The 21,524-nt window shown below is 65.5% G+C and carries 21 protein-coding genes; 8 read left to right on the top strand and 13 right to left on the bottom strand.

The genetic code is table 11. The features are described from left to right. Positions 1–162: 162 nt before the first annotated feature. From madC to CH273_RS23150, 6 genes are all read right to left on the bottom strand, one after another. Entirely contained in the window at positions 163–1,680 is a 1,518-nt protein-coding gene (madC, locus tag CH273_RS23175; RefSeq protein ID WP_032397579.1) for a MadC family VWA domain-containing protein, read from the bottom strand. Continuing rightward, entirely contained in the window at positions 1,677–2,714 is a 1,038-nt protein-coding gene (locus tag CH273_RS23170) for a MadB family AAA-type ATPase (protein ID WP_032397580.1), read from the bottom strand. The genes madC and CH273_RS23170 overlap by 4 nt, the downstream gene beginning before the upstream one ends. An 82-nt stretch (positions 2,715–2,796) precedes the next feature. Further along, positions 2,797–4,068 carry an NDMA-dependent methanol dehydrogenase gene (gene mdo / locus CH273_RS23165; RefSeq protein ID WP_032376592.1) on the bottom strand — a complete coding sequence of 424 codons (1,272 nt, stop codon included), beginning with the start codon at positions 4,066–4,068 and terminating at the stop codon, positions 2,797–2,799. A 199-nt stretch (positions 4,069–4,267) separates the two neighbouring features. Then, positions 4,268–5,500: an MFS transporter gene (locus CH273_RS23160; protein WP_032397581.1), complete on the bottom strand. Its 1,233-nt coding sequence runs from the start codon at positions 5,498–5,500 to the stop codon at positions 4,268–4,270. Positions 5,501–5,575: 75 nt separating this feature from the next. After that, positions 5,576–6,352: a glutamate racemase gene (locus CH273_RS23155; protein WP_032397582.1), complete on the bottom strand. Its 777-nt coding sequence runs from the start codon at positions 6,350–6,352 to the stop codon at positions 5,576–5,578. Continuing rightward, positions 6,349–7,521, bottom strand: a complete 1,173-nt coding sequence (locus tag CH273_RS23150; protein WP_032397583.1) for a cystathionine gamma-synthase — start codon at positions 7,519–7,521, stop codon at positions 6,349–6,351. Before CH273_RS23150 ends, CH273_RS23155 begins: the two co-directional genes overlap by 4 nt. Before the next feature lie 81 nt (positions 7,522–7,602). On the opposite strand from CH273_RS23150, the gene CH273_RS23145 reads away from it, so the two are divergent. Then, positions 7,603–8,775 (top strand): acyl-CoA dehydrogenase family protein, encoded by a 1,173-nt coding sequence (locus tag CH273_RS23145; RefSeq protein WP_032397584.1) that lies wholly within the window; start codon positions 7,603–7,605, stop codon positions 8,773–8,775. 53 nt (positions 8,776–8,828) lie between these two features. Here CH273_RS23145 and CH273_RS23140 read toward each other — a convergent pair whose 3' ends face one another. Continuing rightward, the gene (locus CH273_RS23140; protein ID WP_032397585.1) at positions 8,829–10,214 is read right to left on the bottom strand and encodes a cystathionine beta-synthase; all 1,386 of its coding nucleotides are present in this window, start codon (positions 10,212–10,214) and stop codon (positions 8,829–8,831) included. 96 nt (positions 10,215–10,310) lie between these two features. Here CH273_RS23140 and CH273_RS23135 point away from each other — a divergent pair, with 96 nt between their 5' ends. Next, on the top strand, positions 10,311–11,324 hold the full coding sequence (locus tag CH273_RS23135) for an SGNH/GDSL hydrolase family protein (protein ID WP_032397586.1): 1,014 nt from the start codon (positions 10,311–10,313) through the stop codon (positions 11,322–11,324). Positions 11,325–11,395: 71 nt separating this feature from the next. Further along, a complete protein-coding gene (locus CH273_RS23130; RefSeq protein ID WP_032397587.1) occupies positions 11,396–12,616 on the top strand; it encodes an acetyl-CoA C-acetyltransferase in 1,221 nt (406 codons plus the stop codon). 67 nt (positions 12,617–12,683) lie between these two features. On the opposite strand, the gene CH273_RS23125 is transcribed toward CH273_RS23130, so the two are convergent. Next, positions 12,684–13,532 carry a Bax inhibitor-1/YccA family protein gene (locus CH273_RS23125; protein ID WP_032397588.1) on the bottom strand — a complete coding sequence of 283 codons (849 nt, stop codon included), beginning with the start codon at positions 13,530–13,532 and terminating at the stop codon, positions 12,684–12,686. 197 nt (positions 13,533–13,729) lie between these two features. Between CH273_RS23125 and CH273_RS23120 the strand changes: the two genes are divergently transcribed. Further along, positions 13,730–14,155 carry a hypothetical protein gene (locus CH273_RS23120; RefSeq protein ID WP_032397589.1) on the top strand — a complete coding sequence of 142 codons (426 nt, stop codon included), beginning with the start codon at positions 13,730–13,732 and terminating at the stop codon, positions 14,153–14,155. A gap of 4 nt (positions 14,156–14,159) precedes the next feature. Here CH273_RS23120 and CH273_RS23115 read toward each other — a convergent pair whose 3' ends face one another. Then, positions 14,160–15,287, bottom strand: a complete 1,128-nt coding sequence (locus tag CH273_RS23115) for a class I SAM-dependent methyltransferase (protein WP_032397590.1) — start codon at positions 15,285–15,287, stop codon at positions 14,160–14,162. Between the two features lie 82 nt (positions 15,288–15,369). Here CH273_RS23115 and CH273_RS28305 point away from each other — a divergent pair, with 82 nt between their 5' ends. Beyond that, positions 15,370–15,492, top strand: a complete 123-nt coding sequence (locus tag CH273_RS28305; RefSeq protein ID WP_254923930.1) for a hypothetical protein — start codon at positions 15,370–15,372, stop codon at positions 15,490–15,492. Positions 15,493–15,505: 13 nt separating this feature from the next. Here CH273_RS28305 and CH273_RS23110 read toward each other — a convergent pair whose 3' ends face one another. The 3 genes from CH273_RS23110 to CH273_RS23100 are packed head-to-tail and all read right to left on the bottom strand — an operon-like array spanning position 15,506 to position 17,415. Then, complete coding sequence (locus CH273_RS23110) at positions 15,506–16,030, bottom strand: peroxiredoxin (protein ID WP_032397591.1); 525 nt, start codon at positions 16,028–16,030, stop codon at positions 15,506–15,508. A gap of 16 nt (positions 16,031–16,046) precedes the next feature. Next, the gene (locus tag CH273_RS23105) at positions 16,047–16,817 is read right to left on the bottom strand and encodes a tyrosine-protein phosphatase (protein WP_032397592.1); all 771 of its coding nucleotides are present in this window, start codon (positions 16,815–16,817) and stop codon (positions 16,047–16,049) included. Between the two features lie 25 nt (positions 16,818–16,842). Next, entirely contained in the window at positions 16,843–17,415 is a 573-nt protein-coding gene (locus tag CH273_RS23100; protein WP_032397593.1) for an antibiotic biosynthesis monooxygenase, read from the bottom strand. A gap of 171 nt (positions 17,416–17,586) precedes the next feature. On the opposite strand from CH273_RS23100, the gene CH273_RS23095 reads away from it, so the two are divergent. After that, complete coding sequence (locus tag CH273_RS23095; RefSeq protein ID WP_032397594.1) at positions 17,587–18,078, top strand: Lrp/AsnC family transcriptional regulator; 492 nt, start codon at positions 17,587–17,589, stop codon at positions 18,076–18,078. Continuing rightward, positions 18,075–19,220, top strand: coding sequence for an NAD(P)/FAD-dependent oxidoreductase (locus CH273_RS23090; RefSeq protein WP_032397595.1), 1,146 nt, complete (start codon positions 18,075–18,077; stop codon positions 19,218–19,220). Before CH273_RS23095 ends, CH273_RS23090 begins: the two co-directional genes overlap by 4 nt. Positions 19,221–19,288: 68 nt before the next feature. Here the strand turns inward: CH273_RS23090 and CH273_RS23085 are convergent, their stop codons facing one another. After that, a complete protein-coding gene (locus tag CH273_RS23085; RefSeq protein WP_032397596.1) occupies positions 19,289–19,906 on the bottom strand; it encodes a TetR/AcrR family transcriptional regulator in 618 nt (205 codons plus the stop codon). Positions 19,907–20,053: 147 nt separating this feature from the next. On the opposite strand from CH273_RS23085, the gene CH273_RS23080 reads away from it, so the two are divergent. After that, positions 20,054–21,523, top strand: coding sequence for an MDR family MFS transporter (locus tag CH273_RS23080; protein ID WP_032397597.1), 1,470 nt, complete (start codon positions 20,054–20,056; stop codon positions 21,521–21,523). The last annotated feature ends 1 nt before the right edge of the window (position 21,524 follow it).

The raw sequence follows: 21,524 nt of genomic DNA, 5'->3' as shown, positions 1-21,524 counted from the left end.
CCGTTCACACCCTCGCTGTCCATCGGCCCGAGACATCCGGGCATGTGATTCAGGTTACAACCCTACGAGGGGGGCCCGTCGAATCCCACCAGCACCGGACCAGGTTCCCACCTACCCGATCGGGTAGGTACCCGAACCCCGACGGTCAGGGTCGGACGCTGCTCAGGACAGCGCGTGCCCCAGTTCGGCCGCCTGCGCCGTCAGCTGGTCCCCGTCCCTTGCCACCACGACCCGGTCGCAGACCTGCTCGTAGTCCTCCATCGAACACGCAGCCTGAGCCCAGTAGCGGCGCGCCTCGGGGGTGATCCACGCGACGCGGTGCACCTTGGACCGAATCCTTTCCAGCGCATCGAGTCCCGACGGGCGGCCGTTGCACCGGCCGTCGCCGACGATGATCACCGCGGTGCGCTTGTTCAGCACGTCGGCATGCGAGTCCAACAGAGCGGCGAACATGCTGCCGTAGTCGCTACTGGCTTCGAGGTCCAGACGCGCATCCGCGAGCACCGCCGCCAGCGCGCCGTCCCCCGTACTGGCGAGCAAGGTGGTCGTCACGTCCACCGGAGCATCGACGAACCCCATCACCGTGCATCGGTGCGCGCGCGCATGCATGGCCTGTGCCAGTCGCAGGGTGAACGCTGTGATCGGCCGAACCGACAGCGAAACGTCGGCGAGCACGAGGAGTCGGACCTTGTCCGGTACCGGTGTCTTCGTCACCAAGCGAAACGGAATTCCGTCGGTTCGCAGACTCGACCGGACGGTGCGCCTCATGTCCAGTGGCCCGCGCGAGTGCTCGCGCGGCCGAGGGCGCGGGGTGCCGCGCATGTGCCGCAGTAGTTCGTGACTCGCGCGCTCGATCTCGGCGTGCCTGCCGATCACCTGCGCCGCACCGTCGATCGGTATCGGTGAGGGCATGGTTCCGGTCAGCTCACCCAATGCCGCGACGAAAGCCTCGACGGCATCGGTGATCCGATCCAGCATCGCGGCACTCAGTGGACCCGAATCACCGCCGTCGCCGTAGACGCTCCGCGGATCGTAGGCGTCGAACCACGCCAGCACGCTCGCCGGATCTTCCCAATTCAGCTGTCCCGCAACCGCTCCGCTGGTACTCGACGCCAACTCCCCTGCCGCCGTCGATCCGGACCGCTCCAGGTCGACGGTGTAGGTGACCCCGCGACGGCCCATGTCGCCGTCGGTGTCGATCGACAGATCATGATCCTCGGACGAGAGGCTGATGTCGTCGTCGTCCTTGTGCGGGTTGAAGCCCTTGTCGGCTTCGGGCGCGTCGAGCAGATCCCCGATCTCCACGGCCCGTTCGTTGTACTCGGCGTACTTGGCGGCCTCCTGGTCCGCTCCCACCTCGAGGTCCGTCGGAAGTCCGCCGGCGACCTGCGCACCCAACGGCGATCGATGCTCGTCCACGGCACTGTCGATGGCGGCCTCGAACATCGACTCGAACGCGAGATCGAAGCCGTGCTGTTCGTGGTCGTACTTGGCGCACGTCGCGCGCAGGGCCGCACGCAGAATCGTGAGGTCCCGGCCCCCGAGGAGACCGAGGACGCGTCGTACCTCGATCACCTCGGCCGGCGACGCCGCTACTCCGAAGCGCCGCAGCGTCCGCCCGAAGACAGCGGCCAGCACGTCGAGCACCACCGATGCCGAGAACGATTCGTGCCCGGTCATCGTCGTATTCCGATGCCGCCCTTGTCGCGTCCACCGTGTCCGCGAAAGGCCGTCGCGGTCGTGTTGACGATCGTTCCCAGTGACGTTGCGGCAGAGGTTGTTTCGGCGACCGGCCCGGCCAAGGCGATCTTCATGTCCGAGGAGTACTTGACCAGCGCGGCGAGCAGATACTTGCGGGTGTCCTCGGAGTGTCCGAGAACCGACGCGATACGAGCCGCGTCGATCACTTCCGAGATCGACGGGCTCTTGCGCAGCGGTAGTTCGCGCAGTTCGGTTGCCAAATCGACGATCTCGGCCACGATGTGCGCGGGCACCTCGGGCGCACGAGCGGTGACGATCTCGCGCTCCCGCGCAGCCGTCGGGTAATCGAGATGGAAGTGCAGGCAGCGTCGCTTGAGCGCCGAGGACAGCTCACGAGTGTCGTTGGAGGTCAATATCACCCACGGATCGCTGCGCGCCGTGAAGGTGCCGACCTCGGGGATAGTGACCTGCTTCTCGGCGAGCACTTCGAGCAACAGTGCCTCCATCGACTCCTCGGTGCGATCGACCTCGTCGACCAGCAGCACCACCGGCTCCTCGGACAGCACCGATTCGAGCAATGGGCGTACGGCGAGGAAGGGCTCGGAGTACAGGCCGAAGTCCTTGGCGGCGAGCAACTTCGAGGCATCGTCGATATCGGTGACGTGCTGGGTGAGCGCGCCGATGTGTTCGCGCAGCATCTGCACGTGCAGCAGTTGCTTGGCGTAGTCCCACTCGTAGAGGGCTCGGTTGTCGTCGAGGCCCTCGTAGCACTGCAACCGAACCAGCTTCCGTCCGCTCGCCGCAGCGAGAGACTTGGCCAACTCGGTCTTGCCCACGCCCGCAGGGCCTTCGAGCAACAGTGGGCGATCGAGTTCTGTCGCCAGATGTACCACGGTGGCGAGGTCGTCGTCGGCGATGTAGTCCTGCTCACCGAGCGCGCGTTGCAGATCGGCGGCGTCGGTGAATCGAACGGTGCCGGTGTCGTCGCTACGCACTGTCGACAGCGAGGTCATGTGTTTCCCTTCGTGGTGCGGCGGAGCCGCAGTGGTGCGGTCATGCGCCGCCCTGGGCACATAACCGCACCACTGCGCAGCATCAGTACGACTCGTTGATCGCGTGCGAGACGACGGGGATCATCGATTCCACGGTCACCTCACGGGGGTTGCCCGGTGTGCACCAGTCCTCCTGGATGTGCTCGGAGATCTTCAGCACCGACTTCTCGTCGCCCTTGATCACGTCGCCCTTGCCCGCGTACTTGCCGGTGTTCATCCGGTTCTTGTCGTACGTCGCCGAACGGATGGAGCCGAAGTTGTCGGGAATTCCGACGTCCTTGGCGAGCCTGATGGCGGCTTCGACGGCAGCATCGGCCGCCTGCACGGTGGTCATGTTCTTGGTATCGACGCCCATGGCCACGGCGATCTCGGCGTAACGCTCGTAGCGTGAGGGCAGGTTGTACTCCCACACGCGCGGCAGCGCGATGGCGTTGTTGAGGCCGTGAGCGCTGTCGTAGAACGCGCTTATCGCGTGCGAGATCGAGTGGATGACACCGAGTCCGCCGGAGTTGAACGCCTGCGTGGCGATGTACTGGGCGTTCATCATGCCCTCGCGAGCCTTCAGGTTGCCCGGGTCGTACACCGCTTCACGAAGGTGCTTGGACACCAGGCCGATCGAGTAGATGGCGTTGCCGAGCGACGGCGCGAAATCGAGACGCGAGACGTACGGCTCGGCACCGTGGGCGAGAACGTCGAAGCCGCAGAACGCGGTCCACTGCTGCGGGCAGGTGTAGTAGAGCAGCGGATCGTCCAGTGCCAGAGTCGGTGTCGACGCTTCGTCGAAAGCCAGCCACTTGTGCGGCTTCTCCATGTCCGAGGTGTCGGTGATGACGTAGGCCCAGGACGTCTCCGAACCCGTTCCTGCAGTGGTCGATACGGCGATGTGGGGTGGATTCTGCTTGTTGGTGGACTTGGAGAATCCCTCGAACTCGTTGATGTTGCGTCCGTCGTGCGCGACGACGACGCGAATGCCCTTGGCCGCGTCGTGGCTCGAACCACCACCGACGGAGATGACGCTGTCGCACTTCTCCTTCTGGTACAGCGCGGCACCGTCCATGACGTTGTAGTCCTTGGGATTGGACTCGACCTTGTCGTAGAGGACCACCTCGACGCCCTGGTACTCGATCTTGCCGATCAGTTCCTCGATGATTCCGGAACCGCGCAGACCGGTCGTGACGAGCAGCGAGCGCTTGAACCCGAGTTCCTTGGCCTCGACACCGATCATGTCGTGGGCACCGACTCCCAGCTTGGCGCGCGGCAGCGGATGAAACTCCTTGATGGGGAATTCCCAGATCTGATTGAGCTCGATAACCATCGGTGTCTCCTCGGTGAGTGTGAGTGACAAGACGCCTTCTGCTGTGATCGGCGTCTCACTGATGACCACACTCCACCGCCGCACACCGCGTTGGGAACACCTCGAGGCGGGAACCCTGCCAACGACCCGACCGAACTACCCGATCGGGTAGGAGTACTCGCTCACCCTCGGCAGAGGAAGAACCACAGACTCTGGCGCACTACCGATCTCGGCGCTGCGCCAGCGAGAATCCGAGAACCGAGAACAACGCCATCGCGATGACGAACGCGCCGTACACCTCCACCGTCGTGCTCAACCCCAGCCGATGCACCGACAGACCGGCGACCACGGCGGGCACGCTGAAGGCGAGGTAGCTGATGACGAACGTCGTGGCGAACACCCCGCCTCGCTCCGCTGCGGGAACCAGGGCACCGAGCGTGCGCATTGCGCCGAGAAAAGTTGCTCCCCAACCCGACCCGGCGATGACAGCCCCGACGAAGTACAGCCCGATCGAGCCGATCTCGACCGATACCAAGGTCAGCGCCACACCGATCGCGAGCACGGAAGCGCCGATCATCATCACCCTGCGAGGAAATCCGTTGCGCACCACGGCAGCTGCTATCGAACCGGAGCCGAACAGTGCGAAGATCTCCAATCCGCCCACGATGTGGTTGTCGACACCGAAGACAGTGCCGATGATGGACGGACCGAGCGAGAGGTGGAAACCACCGAGAGACCACGTGGCGAACAGGGCGGGAGCGATGAGAAGGAACGGTGCCCGCACCGACTTCGGGATCGACATTCTCGGCAGCAGGGTCGACGCGAGGTGGCGTCGGGAATCGAAGCCGCGCAACGCCGATGTCTCGGGGACGAACAGCAGCGCCACCGCGAGGACGAGCGCCGCGCCGATCAACAGAACGAACACGAGGATCTCCGGTGCCGGAGCCAACTGCACCAGCAACCCGGCACCGAGCGCCCCTGCCGCCAGTCCGAACGAAGGTGCCACGCTGTTGAGCAGCGGCCCGGTGGACACGTCGGGCTGAAGATCGATGATGGCCGCACTCATCGCACCCGTGGCCGCGCCTGCAGCAATCCCCTGCACCACGCGAGCGGCGATGAGGAGCGGCACGCTGTCGGAGACGATGAACAGCACCAGGCTCACCACGAGCATCAGCAGCGACGCAATCAGAATCGGCTTACGACCGATGTGGTCCGACAGGCTGCCGACGGTGAGCAGCGTCGCCAGGAGCGCCACCGCGTAGACGGCGAAGATGAGCGTGAGTGTGATCGCGCTGAATCCCCACGACTGCTGGTACACCGGATACAGCGGAGACGGTGCTGCCGACGACGCCATCAGCACGATGAAGGCAACGCCCACCACCCAGAAGGCGTATCGATGCGGCATCCTCGCCGCAGTCCTTCCGGCGCTACCGCGCACTTCGACGCCGACCATGTGTTTCCCTTCACCGCAGTGACCGTTAGCTCAGTGAAAGACAACGCTCGAGAGCGTCCTGCATTCCCCGACGGGTCAGTGCTGCTCTGCTCGCAGGTCGTCGAGTAGCAGCTTTCCTTCGGGATACCGCTGCGCGCTCGCAGGCAACCCGCCCTCGATTCCGCTGAGCCACACCGAGACGCGGCCGGTACCCGAACCGCTCGAGCCGACCTCGTCGACGCGTCGGACGGTCTGATTGGCCACGGCCTCGGCGCTGTCGAACATCGTCACCTCGGTGGGCAGCTGCGCAACGATCTCGCCCCGCACCAGCGGGTAGTGCGTGCACCCCAGCACGACCGACTGGACGTCGTCGGGAGTGGCAGCCACGGCGGCGGCGATCGCAGCGCTGATCCCCCGCTCGTCTCCGCGGTCGATCGAATCCGCCAGACCGTGGCAGGCCACGCTCGTCACCGTCCGATGCGAGGCGAACTCCTCGATCAACCGCGCTTGATAGGCACTGGCCGTCGTTGCTGCCGTTGCCCAGATCGCAATCCGATCACTCTGCGCCGCAGCGGGTTTGATCGCCGGGACGGTACCCACCACCGGGATCGTGGCACCGAGCGCGGCCCGAACGTGGCTCAGCGCCGTCACGCTGGCGGTGTTGCACGGAAGCACGACCACCTCGGCACCGAGATCGACGGCGTGCTCGGCGGTGGCGACCACCCGGTCGATCACCCACCGATCCGGTTTGGGTCCCCAGGGAGCGTTGTCGGGATCCATCATCAGCACCAGATCGAGCTCGGGACGCACCTGGCGAAGCCGCGCAGCCGTAGGGAGCATCCCCAGGCCCGAGTCGATCAGTGCGACGATCATGCCAATGCTTGCTCGACGTCGCCGACCAGGTCGGCGCCGTCCTCGATACCGACCGACAGCCGCACGAGATCGTCGGGTACCTCGAGCAACGAACCGGCCGTCGAAGCGTGGGTCATCGCGCCGGGATGTTCGATCAGCGACTCGACGCCGCCCAAGGACTCCGCCAGGGTGAAGATCTCGGTCTTCGCGCAGAAGTCGAGTGCAGCCTGCTTGCCGCCGGCCAGCCGCACCGACACCATGCCGCCGAACCGTCGCATCTGCTTCGCCGCGACCGCATGAGACGGGTGCGATTCGAGTCCGGGATAGATGACCTGCGAAATGGCCGGATGCCCCTCGAGGAATTCCACGATCTTCTCGGCGTTGTCGCTGTGTCGCTCCATCCGCAGCGCGAGAGTCTTGATGCCGCGCAAGGTCAGGAACGCGTCGAACGGTCCCGGAACACCGCCCGCGCCGTTCTGCAGGAACGCGAACGCCGTATCGAGCTCTTCACTGTCGGTCACCAGTGCGCCGCCGACGACATCGGAGTGTCCGCCGATGTACTTGGTGGTCGAGTGCAGCACCACGTCGGCACCGAGGCTCAGGGGCTGCTGCAGGTACGGGGACGCGAACGTGTTGTCGACGACCAGCTTGGCCCCGCCCTCGTGCGCGACGCCCGAGAGCGCCTCGATGTCACCGACGTTGAGCAACGGGTTGGTGGGCGTCTCGACCCAGACCAGCTTGGTGTTCGGGCGCATCGCCGCGCGGACCTCGTCGACATCCGACACCGCAGCCACCGAGTACTCGATGCCCCACTGGGTGAAGACCTTGTCGATCAATCGGTACGTGCCGCCGTAGGCGTCGTTGGGGATGACGAGGTGGTCACCGGGGCGAAGAGCCGAGCGGAGCAGGCAGTCCGTCGCCGCCATGCCCGAGGAGAACGCGCGCCCGTAGGTGCCGGACTCGATGGCCGCCAGGTTGGCTTCGAGCGGCCGACGCGTCGGGTTGCCGGTGCGCGCGTACTCGAAACCGCTGCGCATACCGCCGACGCCGTCCTGAGCGAAGGTGGAGCTGGCGTAGATCGGCACGTTCACCGCGCCGGTCAGCGGATCCGGCTCGTAGCCTGCGTGCACCGCCTTCGTGGAAAAGCCCTGCCAGGAGGTGTTGTCTGCCTTGCTGCGCTGCTCACTCATGCCCTCCACCCTAATCGGCCTGCGTCGCCCGGCGGGGTCGTGGGTAACCTGCGAAGACAACCCCCAGCGGAAAGAGGCACCGTGGCCAACTCCCAGAGCGTCGACGAACTGTTCGCGATCGATTCACTCCTCGACGACGAAGAGCGTCAGATCCGAGACACCGTCCGCAAGTTCGGCAACGAGCGCATCCGTCCACACATCGCCGACTGGTTCGACGACGGCACTGTGCCGGCCCGTGAACTGGCCAAGGAACTGGGCTCGCTCGGGTTGCTGGGCATGCATCTCGAGGGCTACGGCTGCGCCGGAACCTCCGCGACGGCGTACGGCCTGGCCTGCCTCGAGCTCGAGGCGATCGACTCCGGCATTCGATCGCTGGTCTCGGTGCAGGGCTCACTCGCGATGTTCGCCATCTGGAAGTACGGCTCCGAGGAGCAGAAGCAGCAATGGCTACCGGGCATGGCAGAGGGATCGCTGATCGGTTGCTTCGGGCTCACCGAGGCCGACTTCGGATCGAACCCAGGAGGCATGCTCACCCGCGCCAAGCGCGACGGTGACGACTGGATCCTCAACGGCAGCAAGATGTGGATCACCAACGGGCCGGTCGCCGACGTCGCCGTCGTATGGGCCCAGACCGACGACAAGGTCAGGGGTTTCGTCGTCCCCACGGACACCCCCGGATTCACCGCCAACACGGTCAAGAAGAAGCTCTCGCTCCGCGCGTCGATAACCGGCGAGTTGGTGTTCGACGACGTCCGGCTTCCTGCCGACGCGATGCTGCCCGAAGCCCGCGGCCTGAGCGGCCCGTTGAGTTGCCTGAACGAGGCCCGCTTCGGCATCGTCTTCGGTGCCATGGGCGCGGCGCGGGATTGCATCGAGTCGGCGATCGAGTACTCGAAGACCCGCGCGGTGTTCGACAAGCCGCTGGCCGGGTACCAACTCACCCAGGCCAAGCTCGCCAACATGGCCCTCGAACTCGGCAAGGGTCAGCTGCTCGCGCTGCACCTGGGCCGACTGAAGGACAAGGGTCAGCTACCGGGTGAGCGAGTGTCCCTCGGCAAGCTCAACAACGTGCGCGAAGCGATCAAGATTGCTCGTGAATGCCGAACGATCCTGGCCGCCAACGGAATCACGCTGGAATACCCGGTGCTCCGACACGCCAACAACCTCGAATCGGTCCTCACCTACGAGGGCACGTCCGAGGTTCATCAGCTCGTGATCGGACAGGCGCTCACCGGCACCAGCGCGGTGCGCTGACGCGCAGTGGTGCGGTCGAGTGCCTCCTGGGGCGCTCGACCGCACCACTGCCGCTATGCGCCCTTGCTGAGAAATCCGAGCAGATCGTGGCGGGTGATGACGCCGACGGGCTTGCCTTCCTCGACGACCATCAGCGCATCGGATTCGCCGAGTGCCTTGGTGGCGTCGGAGACAGTCTCTCCGGCACCGATCAGCGGGAACGGCGCGCTCATGTGCTTGGCGACGGGGTCGGCCAACGCGGCCCGTCCCTCGAACACGGCGCTCAGCAGGTCGCGCTCGGTGACGCTGCCGGCAACCTCGCCTGCCATGACGGGCGGCTCGGCACCGACCACGGGCATCTGCGAGACGCCGTACTCGCGCAGGATCTCGATGGCGTCACGCACGGTTTCCGACGGGTGGGTGTGCACCAGGTCCGGGAGCGCGCCGGACTTGCCGCGCAGCACTGCACCGACGGAGGTCTCCTCGGTGGTGCCGTCCAGGCGTGAACGCAGGAATCCGTACGAGGACATCCAGGAATCATTGAAGATCTTGGCCAGGTAGCCGCGTCCGCCGTCGGGCAGCAGCACGACGACCAGCGCGTCGGGACCTTCACGCTCGGCGACCTGGATAGCAGCGACAGCAGCCATGCCGCACGAGCCCCCGACCAGCAGGCCCTCCTCCCGTGCGAGGCGACGGGTCATGTCGAACGAATCGGCATCGGAGACCGCGATGATCTCGTCCGGGATGGACGGGTCGTAGGCGGTCGGCCAGAAGTCCTCGCCGACGCCCTCGACGAGGTACGGGCGGCCCGTACCTCCGGAGTACACCGAGCCCTCGGGGTCGACGCCGATGACCTTGACCTTGCCGCCGGAGACCTCCTTGAGGTACTTGCCGGTGCCGGAGATGGTGCCGCCGGTGCCGACGCCTGCGACGAAGTGGGTGATCTTGCCGTCGGTGTCGGCCCAGATCTCGGGACCGGTGGTCTCGTAGTGGCTGGCCGGGCCCGCCGGGTTGGAGTACTGGTTGGGCTTCCAGGCTCCCTCGATCTCGCGAACGAGTCGATCCGAGACGCTGTAGTAGCTGTTGGGGTCCTCGGGCGCGACGGCCGTGGGGCAGACGACGACCTCGGCTCCGTACGCGCGCAGCACGTTGCGCTTGTCCTCACCGACCTTGTCGGGGCACACGAACACACACTTGTAGCCACGCTGCTGCGCGACCAGTGCGAGACCGACGCCGGTGTTGCCGGACGTGGGTTCGACGATGGTGCCGCCGGGCTTCAGTTCGCCGGACGCCTCGGCCGCGTCGATCATCTTGACGGCGATGCGGTCCTTGGACGAACCACCCGGGTTGAGGTATTCGATCTTGGCCGCGACAGTGCCGGCGCCGTCGCCGATGACGGTGGACAACTTCACCAACGGGGTGTTGCCGATGAGTTCGGTGATGTGCTGTGCGATGCGCATTGCTCCATCTTCCCAGATGCAGGTATTCGACTCTCGGTCACGGCCGTCGACACCCGCATACGATGGTGAGGAAGGCATGAGGAGAGGGATCGATCTGTGACGGCGAGCGGATGGCGTACCGCTGCGAAAGCGAGCGCCGCGACAGTGCTGGCAGGCTCGGGAGCAGGGACGGCGTCCTGGGCCGCGTACCGACATCTGATGGCGCAGGCCGCTGCGGCGCGTGGCGTCATCGGGCGCACCACGGCCAAACCACCGGAGGCGGACGGCGTCTACACAGCGGGCTGCGTGGCCCCGGAACGGTGGCGATTGGGAAGTTCAGCAGATATTCATCTGATGATCTTCGGCGACTCCACCGCGGCAGGCGTCGGCTGCACCGTCGCCGACGAGGTTCCCGGCGTTCTGCTGGCCAGAGGATTGGCGGAGGAAACAGGCCAACGAATTCGCTTGAGCACCAAGGCAATTGCCGGTGCCACATCCAAGGGACTCGAAGGCCAGGTCGACGCCATGTTCGTCGCAGGTCCCCCTCCCGACGCCGCGGTCATCTTCATCGGTGCCAACGACGTCACCAAGAAGTTCTCCATTCCGGCTTCGGCGGCCCGACTGGGCGACGCGGTGGAGCGGCTCACCGCCAAGGGCTGCGTCGTCGCCGTGGGTACGTGCCCCGATCTCGGTGTCGTAACGGCCATTCCGCAGCCGCTGCGTACCGTCGTCCGCAATTGGGGTCGCCGCCTCGCCCACGCCCAGACTGCCCGCTCGCTCAGCGCGGGCGGGCATCCGGTGGCCCTGGCCGATCTGCTGGCTCCCGAGTTCCTGGCGGCCCCCGACACCATGTTCTCGGCGGACCGCTTCCATCCATCGGCGGCCGGCTACGAGCTTGCCGCACAGCAGATTCTGCCGGTGCTCGCCTCCGCCCTCGGCGTGTGGCACGGTGGTCCGCTGCCCGAACTGCCGACGGTGTCTGCTGCCGTCGAATCGCGCAAGCCGATCCCCCGTGCCACCGCAGCCCTCGACCGATTTCTGCGCCGGCGAACAGCAGAACTCGACGCCGAGATCACCACTGCGTCGGAGGATCTCGTACGTCGCGGCAGCGCCGATTCGGCGGGGTTGTAAGTTCGGTCAGGAGATATCGCCTACCCGGCGGTAGCAAAGCAGGTACGCAGTATCGATTCGAAGGAGATCTCATGCCAGAGGCAGTCATCGTCGCCACCGCGCGCTCACCGATCGGCAGGGCGATGAAGGGGTCGCTCAAGGACATTCGCCCCGACGACCTCACCGCTCAGATGGTCGCCGCTGCGCTGGCCAAGGTGCCCTCGCTCGACCCGAAGGACATCGACGACCTGCTTCTGGGCTGCGGACTGCCCGGCGGCATGCAGGGCAACAACCTCGCTCGCATCGTCGCGGTTCAGCTAGGCTACGACTCCCTGCCCGGAACGACGATCACGCGATACTGTTCGTCCTCGCTGCAGACCACCCGCATGGCGCTGCACGCGATCAAGGCGGGCGAAGGTGACGTGTTCATCTCGGCCGGTGTCGAGAGCGTGTCCAGCTTCGTTCACGGCAGCTCCGACTCGCTCCCCGAGAGCCACAACCCGATCTTCGCCGACGCCGAGGCCCGTACCAAGAAGGCACAGGAAGAGGGCGCGGACAGCTGGACCGACCCCCGCGAGAACGGCGAACTGCCCGACGCGTACATCGCGATGGGCCAGACGGCCGAGAACGTCGCGCTTCTGACCGGCATCACCCGCGAGGACCAGGACCACTGGGGCGTGCGCAGCCAGAACCGCGCCGAAGAGGCCATCAACGCCGGATTCTTCGAGCGGGAGATCACCCCGGTGACCCTCGCCGACGGCACCGTGGTCAGCACCGACGACGGCCCTCGCGCCGGCACCACGTACGAGAAGATCAGCCAGCTCAAGCCGGTCTTCCGACCCAACGGCACGATCACTGCCGGCAACGCCTGCCCGCTGAACGACGGCGCAGCAGCGCTCGTCATCATGAGCGACACCAAGGCCAAGGAACTGGGCCTGACCCCGCTGGCGCGCATCGTCTCCACCGGCGTCACCGGCACCTCTCCCGAGATCATGGGCCTCGGACCGATCGAGGCCACCCGCAAGGCGCTGAAGATCGCGGGCATGTCGATCTCCGACATCGACCTGTTCGAGATCAACGAGGCCTTCGCGGTGCAGGTCCTGGGATCGGCACGCGACCTCGGCATCGAAGAGGACAAGCTCAACGTCTCCGGCGGTGCCATCGCCATCGGGCACCCGTTCGGTATGACCGGTGCACGCATCACCACCACGCTGCTCAACAACCTGACGACACACGACAAGACGTTCGGCGTCGAGACCATGTGCGTCGGCGGCGGCATGGGCATGGCCATGGTGCTGGAACGTCTCAGCTGATCCGAGACAGCACAACGAGAAAAGCCCCGCCTCTCCCGAAGGAGTGGCGGGGCTTTTCTCGTGAGTACTAGTCGTTCTGGAAGTAGCTCAGCAGTCGCAGGATCTCGACGTACAGCCAGACCAACGTGATGGTCAGACCGAGGGCGACGCCCCAGGCTGCCTTCTCCGGTGCCTGTGCGCGGATCAGCTGATCGGCCTGGTCGAAGTCGAGCAGGAAGCTGAACGCGGCGATGCCGATGCAGACGAGGCTGAAGATGATGGCCAGCGGTCCGCCGGAACGAAGACCGAAACCGTCCTCCATGAAGAAGCTGGCGACGAGGTTTCCGAGCATGAGGACGACGACACCGATGAGGGCACCGACGACCATGCGGGTCAGGCGCGGGGTGACGCGAATCGCGCCGGTTTTGTAGACGATCAGCATGCCGAAGAACACGCCGAACGTGCCGAGGACGGCCTGACCGATGAGGGCCGATCCGCCGACCCCACCGAACGCGACACCGGTGAACATCAGCGACAGTGCGCCGAGGAACACGCCTTCCGCTGCGGCGTAGGCGAGGACGATGGCCTTGTTGTCCATCTTGCGACCGAAGGTCGCGAACATGACCAGGCCGAAGCCGATCAAGCCACCGCCGATGACGAACGGAGCGGCCAACGCGGTGTTGTTGGAGACCAGCAGGTACGAGATGATCGCCGTGACGCTCAGCACACCGAGGGTGATGCCGGTCTTGGTGACCACGTCGTCGATGGTCATGGCCCGCTGTGCGGGCTGGGTGGTGTACGGGTCGGCCTGCGTTCCGGGATGCTGGCCGAAGGTGGCGGCCTGCGAGGCTCCAGCCGTCGCAGATCCGAATGTGGCGTAGCCGCCGCCCTGCTGCTTGGGCAGGTTGCGGAACACCGGGTTGCTGGAGGTGCGCACCGTGTCTCTTCCCTTCGTAAGTTCTGATCCCCACCGGGGATCTCCCCGTCGGTCATCAGTAGAACGTCTGACATCCGGACAAAAGTTCCCAGGAGGAGAACTTCTACGACGGACAAATCGGACTCTACCGGGTGGGGGCTCGACACGCGGAGACGACGGCGTGTGTGACACCGAATCGAAACGGGCACTATGAGGAAATGGCAATCGAAGACGGACCCGACCAGACCTTGGACCCCAGCGAGAGCGTCGACTCCGACGAGGTGCGCAACGACGACGGTGACACCGTGGTCGATCCCCCCGATCACTGGAGCGAGGCCAACAGCTTCGGCACCACTGCTCGCGAAGCAGCCGAGGGCGAGAGTCTGGACCTCAAGCTCAGCGAGGAAGAACCCGACATCGCCGTCGAAGACGATCTCGACCGCCCGATCACCGAGACCCCCGACGACGAGTTGACCGAGGAACTGGTCGACCACGTCATCGAGGAATCCGACGAGGATCCGGACGTCGATTACGCAGAAGGCCAGCGTCAGGCCGAAATAGTCGAAGGCACTCTCGTCGAGGACCTCGGACGCAACCGAGGACAGATCGACGGAGCTCCCGAAGACGGCGGTCCGGTCACCTGACCGTCTACCGTTGCTCGCTCGGACGCACCGAGCGAGCAACGGTGAACTTGCCGTTGCGCCCCATCAGGTCGGTGGGGCCGACGGCGTCGGCCAGTTCGCGCCGATAGTTCAGATGGGTGTTGAACACCGTCCACAGTTGTCCTCCCGGCCTCAGCACGCGGCCCGCCGCCGCAAACAACTTGCTCGCGCCGCCCGTGTGCACCGCAGCACCCTCGTGGAACGGCGGGTTGCACACCACCAGATCGACCGACTCCGATTCGACCGTGGACATCGCATCGTCGGCGAGCACCGACACACGCGTCCCGTTGGCCTCGGCCGTGGCCGCCGCCGACGCAATCGCTGCGGACGAGCGGTCGGTGGCGATCACCTCGAGGTCGGGCCTGGTGCGCGCCAGCTCGGTGGCGAGAATTCCTGTGCCACAGCCCAAGTCGACGGCAACCCGAGCTCGCGGGAGCATCTTCGGAACGAACTCGAGCAGATACCTGGTCCCGATGTCGAGGCCCGCACCCGCGAACACTGCCCCGTGCGCCACCACCGTCAAGTCCAGGTCGGCAATCCTCTTGCTCACCGGATACGTCATTCCCGACGCCACCGCCCCGCGTGCGGTGAGCACTCGGGCCTTCTGTCGTCCGCGGCCGGCCGTCACCGTCTCGAACGACTTCCGCAGGACGTCGTTCATCGCCGGGGTCATGTGCTTGTCTCGTCCCCCCGCGAGGACGAGAACGTCCGACGATGCGTGTGCGGCGATGTGCTCGGCGATCTCGGTGAGTTCGGCCAGACCTCGCGGCAACTGCATCAGCACCACGCCGACACCGTCGAGCAGTTCGGCACCGAGCGCGTGCTGGGTGTAAGTCCCGGCCATCGAGACCCGCGCGGCGTTCAGCTCGAGCGCGCGCACTCCGGTGACGGCGTCCTGATGCACGCGTATCGCGGAGAACCCGACAGAGGCGGCCCCGAGGGTCAGGGCTCCGTACCGGTCGCCGATCACCGCGATCGGCCTGGTCCTGTCGATTCCGGTCAGTTCGTCGACGGTATCGAGGACGAGGCGGTCCGCTGCGTCGACGGCATGAAGGTTGGGTGCCTCGGCGTCGGGCTCGCGACGAAGGGCGTCGAACAGGGATTCATCGGGCACTCGAGCAGTATCCCACCCGGCCGAGCCCGGACAGCCCGCGCGGCGAGTGGCTATTGCCACGAATCAGGGGCATGCTCGGGGAATGGAACACAAGGACAAGAACGAGGCGCTCTTCAGCCATCCCGACGACGCATCGACCGATGCGCACGCCGAAACATCGAAGCCTGCCGTCTACACCGCCCTGTTCAGCGGCGCGAACGAATAACGAGAACAGCCCTTCACGACAGGTAGCGCAGGTACTCCAACGCCTTGGTCGCATGTACGTGACCGCGTTCGCTCTGCACCACCATCCGCACCACTCGGTTCCGATCGATCACGAATGTCGTCCGCTTCACGGACAGTAGCTGCCGCAGGTACCCACGGTTGGCTGCATGCGCCCGCCCGCGTTCGAGCTCACGAAGCCGACGCCGCCGGGTGAACCACCCGCCTCGTCGCACTCCGAACTGCTCGGCCACCGCACCGTCGGAGTCGGACAGCAACGGATAGTCGAACGACCTCTGCAGCGCGAAATGCTGGTTGCGATCTCGGGTGTCGGTACTGATGCCGACACGTTGCGCGCCGAATCTCTCGAATTCCGTGCCCAAGTCCCTGAAATGACACGCTTCGGCCGTGCAGATGGGGCTGTTGGCCGCCGGGTAGAAGAACAGAACGACCGGGCCCGACGCAGTCAGGTCGGTCAGCGCACGCAGTTCCCCGGAATGGTCCGGTAGCTCGAAATCCGGGGCGGTATGTCCGATACGCATGGGGCGAGGCTACCGCTCAGTCGTTCACGAGGGCGGCGGTCAGGCGATGCCGGAGGTCCCGATCGATACCCAGGTGCGTCAGGTACCCGTCGAACGATCCGTGTGTCGACTTCATGACGTCCAGCCCGTGCTCCAGGTAGGACGCGCGAACTCCCAGTATCGCCTCGGTGGGTCGGACCTCCGTGTCGGCCGCCCCCACCCAGGTTCGGCGCACGTGAGCGAGTAGGGGCTCGATCCCGTCGTTGCTGCGTAGGTAGTCCGCGACGATGTCGTCCTCGCTGACACCGGCCGCCCGCAACACCGTCGCGACGGTCCACCCGGCCCGATCCTTGCCCGCTGCGCAGTGCACCAGGACGCCACCGCGCCCCTCGACGATCGCGTCGACCACCCGCTTGATCGCGTGCGATGCCCCGTCGAGAGCCGAGAAGGACGCGTACGCCCGCATCATGTACTCGACTTGGCTCCGCTCGTCCTGCATGGGAGCTTCGTGGGGGGCGCGCACTCCTCGAACGATCTCGAAGGGAACCGAGATCGACTCGACGCCCGGCGGAACTCGGTCCGCGCCACTGCGATCGATCTCCGAACCGCTACGAAAATCGAACACCGTGCGGATCCCGAGGTCACCGACAGAACGCTGACCGCTCTCGGACAGCGCGCTCAATTCGGAAGCGCGATAGAACAATCCAGGCCGAACCGTCGCCCCGTCCGTGGTGCGCGCACCGCCGAGATCACGGAAGTTCCAGGCACCGTCGAGGGCGAATTGATCGTGTACCGGGGCATCGGGCATGGGTTCGACCCTATCGAAAGCGAGGCTACGAGCGCGGTACCAGCCAGCGACGCAGCCGGGCAGTGACGAACGGCATCACCACGTACACCATCAGCGGCGTGCACATCAGCACTACCAGCGCGGTACGCAGGGCCACGTTCAGGTCGGTCAGGTGTGGCGTCACAACGATGTTGACGAGCAGACTGACGGCGTAGAAGGCAACCCCGATCGAGACCGCCTGCTTCCACCGCGGCGGCGGACCACCGATCACCCGGACGGCGTCGGTGAGGTTGGACTGCGGCTCGAACCATCCCTCCACACCGGAGAGTCGATGTGTCGCAACGTCGTCGGCGATGGGACGGCCGGTGCCGAGCCAGGTGCGCCTGACATCCGAGCGCAGCCAGGCGTCGAGGTCGGCGTGTGTCTCGAAGCGATACACCACGTGGTAGTCGTTGGAATCGCCGGAACTGCGCAGCCAACCGCCACCGAGAAAACCGGGAAAGGTTCGGACGAGATCCATCCCGCGATCGGTCCACTCCACGAAGTCGGCTTCGTATCCCTGACGAACGCGTCGCGCGACCGAGGTCGTGACGTGATCGAGCGTGTCGGTCGTGGTCATGCGGTACCCCTCCTGCGCGTGTTCGTCGCGGATCGATGTGTTCTACACAGAGTGCGGCCATATGGACCGACATTCAAATCGGGAGCCGAATCAGAGATCGATGGCTCGATGCTGGAAATAATGTGACAATTCGTCCACACAGACCCCTGACGAACCGGCTGGAGTGGACGGATGGCACAGAAGGAATACGAGCTCGACGATGTGGACCGACGTATCGTCACCGAGCTCAGCCGTGACGGCCGAATGTCCATGCGCGCCCTGGCCGAGGCCACCCACATCTCGCGAGCACACGCCTACGTGCGCGTCGACCGTCTCGTCGACGAAGGGGTCATCGAAGGATTCACCGCACGCATCGCCTACGAGAAAGCGGGGTTCGGCGCGTCGGCGTATGTGGCATTGTCCATTCGGCAGGATTCCTGGCGCGCCGTCGCCGACGATCTGAGCACCTTACCCTTCGTCGAACACGTCAGCCTCATGGGCGGCGACTTCGACGCCCTCGTTCTGGTGCGAGCTCCGGACACCTCGGCGCTACGACACCTGGTGCTCGACAAACTGCAGGGACTCGACGGGATACTGTCGACGCGAACCTGGCTGATCTTCGACGAGGCGATCGGACCCGGCGCGCAGTGGACTGCAGAGACAACGAACGGGAGCAATCCATGACCACGTCCGAGCGGCAACGGAACTCCACCGACGTCATCGTGATCGGCGGCGGAATCGGGGGTGTCTCGCTCGGCTACGAACTCGCGATCGACCGACGCGTCACACTGCTCGAGCGCGAATCGACCCTGGCCTTCCACACCACCGGACGTTCGGCCGCCCTGTTCCTGGAAACCTACGGCAACAGCACCATTCGGGCCCTGACGACGGCCAGCCGGGCCTTTCTGGTCGACCCGCCGGAGCACTTCCGAACCGAGCTGCTGGCCCCGCGTCCGCTGTTGCAGTTCGCGGCCATCGGGCGAGGCGACGCGCTCGAGGCAATGTATGCGGACGTCAGCCGACTGACACCCGACGCCCGATTGGTCACCCCGTCCGACGCGCGCACACTCTTCCCGCCGCTGCGCCCCGACCTGATCGATTGTGCACTCTACGAACCACATTCGATGGAGGTCGACGTCCACGCGCTGCACCAGGGTTTCGTACGGGGGTTGCGCGATCGAGGTGGACAGGTCCACACCGGGACAGGCGTGACGCAGCTCGGACGCGTCGACGGACTGTGGCACGTGCACACCACGGACGGGTCGGTCCACACTGCTCCCCTCGTCGTCGACGCAGCAGGCGCGTGGGCGGACGTCGTGGGCGGCATGGCGGGTGCCGATCCTATCGGACTCGTCCCGATGCGTCGGTCGGTGTTCATGGTCGCCGCGCCCGACGATCTCGACACCGCGAATCTGGCGACATTGAGCGATATGGACGAGAAGTTCTACATCAAACCCGAAGGCACACAACTCTTGTGCTCCCCTGCAGACGAGACGCCCACCGAGCCGAGTGACGCGCGCCCCGACGAGTTGGAGATCGCGCGAGCGTTCGACGATATCGCCGAGGCCACCACACTGACGGGCCGGCATCTGCGCTCCTCCTGGGCGGGTCTGCGCAGTTTCGTTCCCGATCGCACCCCGGTCGTGGGCTTCGACCCGAGCATCGAAGGCTTCTTCTGGTGCGCCGGTCAGGGTGGGTACGGAATCCAGACCTGTGCGGCACTGGCACGAGTCGGCGCGGCAATCGTTCGCGGAGAACCGCTTCCGATCGACGTGACTGCACGCGGACTGCGGGCGGACGACTTGGCTCCGCAGCGCTTCGGGTGAGAGGCGCTTCGCGCCACGTGCACGAAATCTCGACCCCTGCTACGAAGTTCCACTCACGACGTCTACCGTCAGCCGGCGACTACGCGTCGTAGATCGCGCAGCGTGGTTCGGTAGATGTCCACCAGGTCGGCGTCCTGCCCGGCATCGATGCGCTCGGCCCAGTCGTCGAAGGCGATTCGCATGGCCATCCCGGCACCCTCGATCAGCAATCGTGCGTACGAACGTGATTCGTGGCCATCGAGCTTGGCGGCCACCGAGTCGGTGACGCGACACAGCGTCATGGCGTCGGTCGCGAAGGCGGCGGACCGCAGGTGATCGTCGCGCCCGATCAGCCGTCGGGTACGCAGTAGTCGATCTCGCGCTTCGTGCGGTGCCGCGGATAATCGTTCGACGGATCGCTCGTACAGTGCTTCGATAGCTGCAAGGGTGATGTTCGCGGGGGCCGTCGATGCCAGCCAGGCGTCGATGTCGAGCTCGAACTCCGGGGCGAGCCCGAGAACCGACTCTTCCTTGGATGCGAAGCTACGAAAGAACGTGCTGGGCGATACTCCGGCCCGACGTGCGATTTGGTCGACCGTCGTTGCTGCGCAACCCTGCGTCTCGAACAGTTCGAGCGCGGCACGGGTGATCTCGAGCTGGGTTTCCCGGCGACGTCGCTCTCGCAGGTCCGGCACGTGCTCGCTCATTGTCCTCCACCCATCGCCTACTTCTTCGTATTCTCGCCGTCAACTTACCAGCAATGTTCAAGTTGACAGTCACTGTCACAATGAGTCAGGCTGTCGCAGCACGACCTTTTCTCCACACTTGAACCCATACGCGAAAGTTCCCGACACATGACCACACCTGAGACCGACCACGCACCCGACGCGCAGCTCGCGCCGGGAAGCAAGTTGCTGATCGGCATCCTCGTCATCGCAGCGTTCGTCATGATCCTCAACGAGACGATCATGAGCGTGGCGCTCCCTACCCTGATGGTCGACCTGAGCATCACGGCAACGACGGCGCAGTGGCTCACCACCGGATTCCTGCTGACCATGGCCGTGGTCATTCCCATCACTGGGTATCTGTTCCAGAGATTCACGTTGCGTCAGGTCTTCGTGGCAGCGATGACGCTGTTCACCGTCGGCACGCTGCTCGCGGCATCCGCCCCGGGCTTCGAGCTGCTCCTGCTCGGACGCATCACCCAGGCCAGCGGCACGGCCATCATGTTGCCGTTGCTCATGACGACGGTGCTCACCGTCGTCCCTGCGCACAAGCGCGGCGCGATGATGGGAATCATCTCGATCGTCATCGCCGTCGCTCCGGCCGTCGGCCCGACGATCTCGGGAGTCATCCTCGATTCGCTGAACTGGCGTTGGATGTTCTGGCTCGTTCTCCCCATCGCACTGATCGCATTCGCGATCGGTACCACGCTGGTGAAGAACGTGACGCAAACCGGTCGGCCTTCGTTCGATCCCCCATCGGTGGTGTTGTCCGCGTTGGCGTTCGGCGGCATCGTCTACGGCCTGAGCAGCCTGGGACATTCGGCCGAAGAATCGGTGGTACCGGTATGGCTACCACTGGCGGTCGGTGTTATCGCACTGCTGGTGTTCGTGCTGCGCCAGATCTCGCGCCAGGACCGTGGCGGCGCACTGTTGGACATGCGACCGTTCCGCACCACCACGTTCAGCATCGGCCTCGGCATGATCGCGATCTCGATGATGGCCCTGTTCGGTGCGCTGATCCTGCTGCCGATGTACCTGCAGAACGTCCGCGGCCTCGACACACTCGACACCGGCCTGATGCTGCTCCCCGGCGGATTGCTGATGGGCCTGCTCGCTCCGTTCGTCGGCCGCATCTTCGACCGAGTCGGGCCGCGCCCGTTGGTGATTCCTGGAGCCATCGTGATGAGCGCCGCCCTGTGGTCGATGACCGTGCTCGACGCGCAGACCGCTCTGCCTGTGGTGATCGGCATCCACATGCTTCTCTCGGCGGGACTCGCCTTCATCATGACGCCACTGATGACATCGGCACTGGGTTCGCTGCCCACCCCGCTGTACTCGCACGGAAGCGCCATCTTCAACACGGTGCAGCAGTTGGCAGGCGCTGCCGGAACCGCGCTCTTCGTCACCGTGATGTCGAACACCGCGGCGGCCCGAATCTCCGACGGCGCAACCCAGCTCGGCGGTTCGGAGGCCGGCATCCATGCCGCGTTCCTCTACGGCGGTGCGGTATCTCTGGTGGCGGTGGCGGCGTCGTTCTTCATCCGCGCTACGGCACGCAAGGATGTCGACGAGGTCGCTCCCGTACAGCCGGTGCACTGAG

It is taken from the genome of Rhodococcus sp. 05-339-2, assembly GCF_002258965.1.
GTDB lineage: Bacteria > Actinomycetota > Actinomycetes > Mycobacteriales > Mycobacteriaceae > Rhodococcoides.
This window is presented reverse-complemented; position numbering and strand designations above follow the sequence as displayed.

Coding starts and splice junctions, on each gene's coding strand:
- CH273_RS23095 (WP_032397594.1), top strand. CDS start 17,587: ATGGCACAGAAGGAATACGAGCTCGACGATGTGGACCGACGTATCGTC.
- CH273_RS23140 (WP_032397585.1), bottom strand. CDS start 10,214: ATGCGCATCGCACAGCACATCACCGAACTCATCGGCAACACCCCGTTG.
- CH273_RS28305 (WP_254923930.1), top strand. CDS start 15,370: ATGGAACACAAGGACAAGAACGAGGCGCTCTTCAGCCATCCCGACGAC.
- CH273_RS23155 (WP_032397582.1), bottom strand. CDS start 6,352: ATGATCGTCGCACTGATCGACTCGGGCCTGGGGATGCTCCCTACGGCT.
- madC (WP_032397579.1), bottom strand. CDS start 1,680: ATGACCGGGCACGAATCGTTCTCGGCATCGGTGGTGCTCGACGTGCTG.
- CH273_RS23130 (WP_032397587.1), top strand. CDS start 11,396: ATGCCAGAGGCAGTCATCGTCGCCACCGCGCGCTCACCGATCGGCAGG.
- CH273_RS23160 (WP_032397581.1), bottom strand. CDS start 5,500: ATGGTCGGCGTCGAAGTGCGCGGTAGCGCCGGAAGGACTGCGGCGAGG.
- CH273_RS23150 (WP_032397583.1), bottom strand. CDS start 7,521: ATGAGTGAGCAGCGCAGCAAGGCAGACAACACCTCCTGGCAGGGCTTT.
- mdo (WP_032376592.1), bottom strand. CDS start 4,068: ATGGTTATCGAGCTCAATCAGATCTGGGAATTCCCCATCAAGGAGTTT.
- CH273_RS23080 (WP_032397597.1), top strand. CDS start 20,054: ATGACCACACCTGAGACCGACCACGCACCCGACGCGCAGCTCGCGCCG.
- CH273_RS23090 (WP_032397595.1), top strand. CDS start 18,075: ATGACCACGTCCGAGCGGCAACGGAACTCCACCGACGTCATCGTGATC.
- CH273_RS23120 (WP_032397589.1), top strand. CDS start 13,730: ATGGCAATCGAAGACGGACCCGACCAGACCTTGGACCCCAGCGAGAGC.
- CH273_RS23100 (WP_032397593.1), bottom strand. CDS start 17,415: ATGACCACGACCGACACGCTCGATCACGTCACGACCTCGGTCGCGCGA.
- CH273_RS23170 (WP_032397580.1), bottom strand. CDS start 2,714: ATGACCTCGCTGTCGACAGTGCGTAGCGACGACACCGGCACCGTTCGA.
- CH273_RS23110 (WP_032397591.1), bottom strand. CDS start 16,030: ATGCGTATCGGACATACCGCCCCGGATTTCGAGCTACCGGACCATTCC.
- CH273_RS23085 (WP_032397596.1), bottom strand. CDS start 19,906: ATGAGCGAGCACGTGCCGGACCTGCGAGAGCGACGTCGCCGGGAAACC.
- CH273_RS23105 (WP_032397592.1), bottom strand. CDS start 16,817: ATGCCCGATGCCCCGGTACACGATCAATTCGCCCTCGACGGTGCCTGG.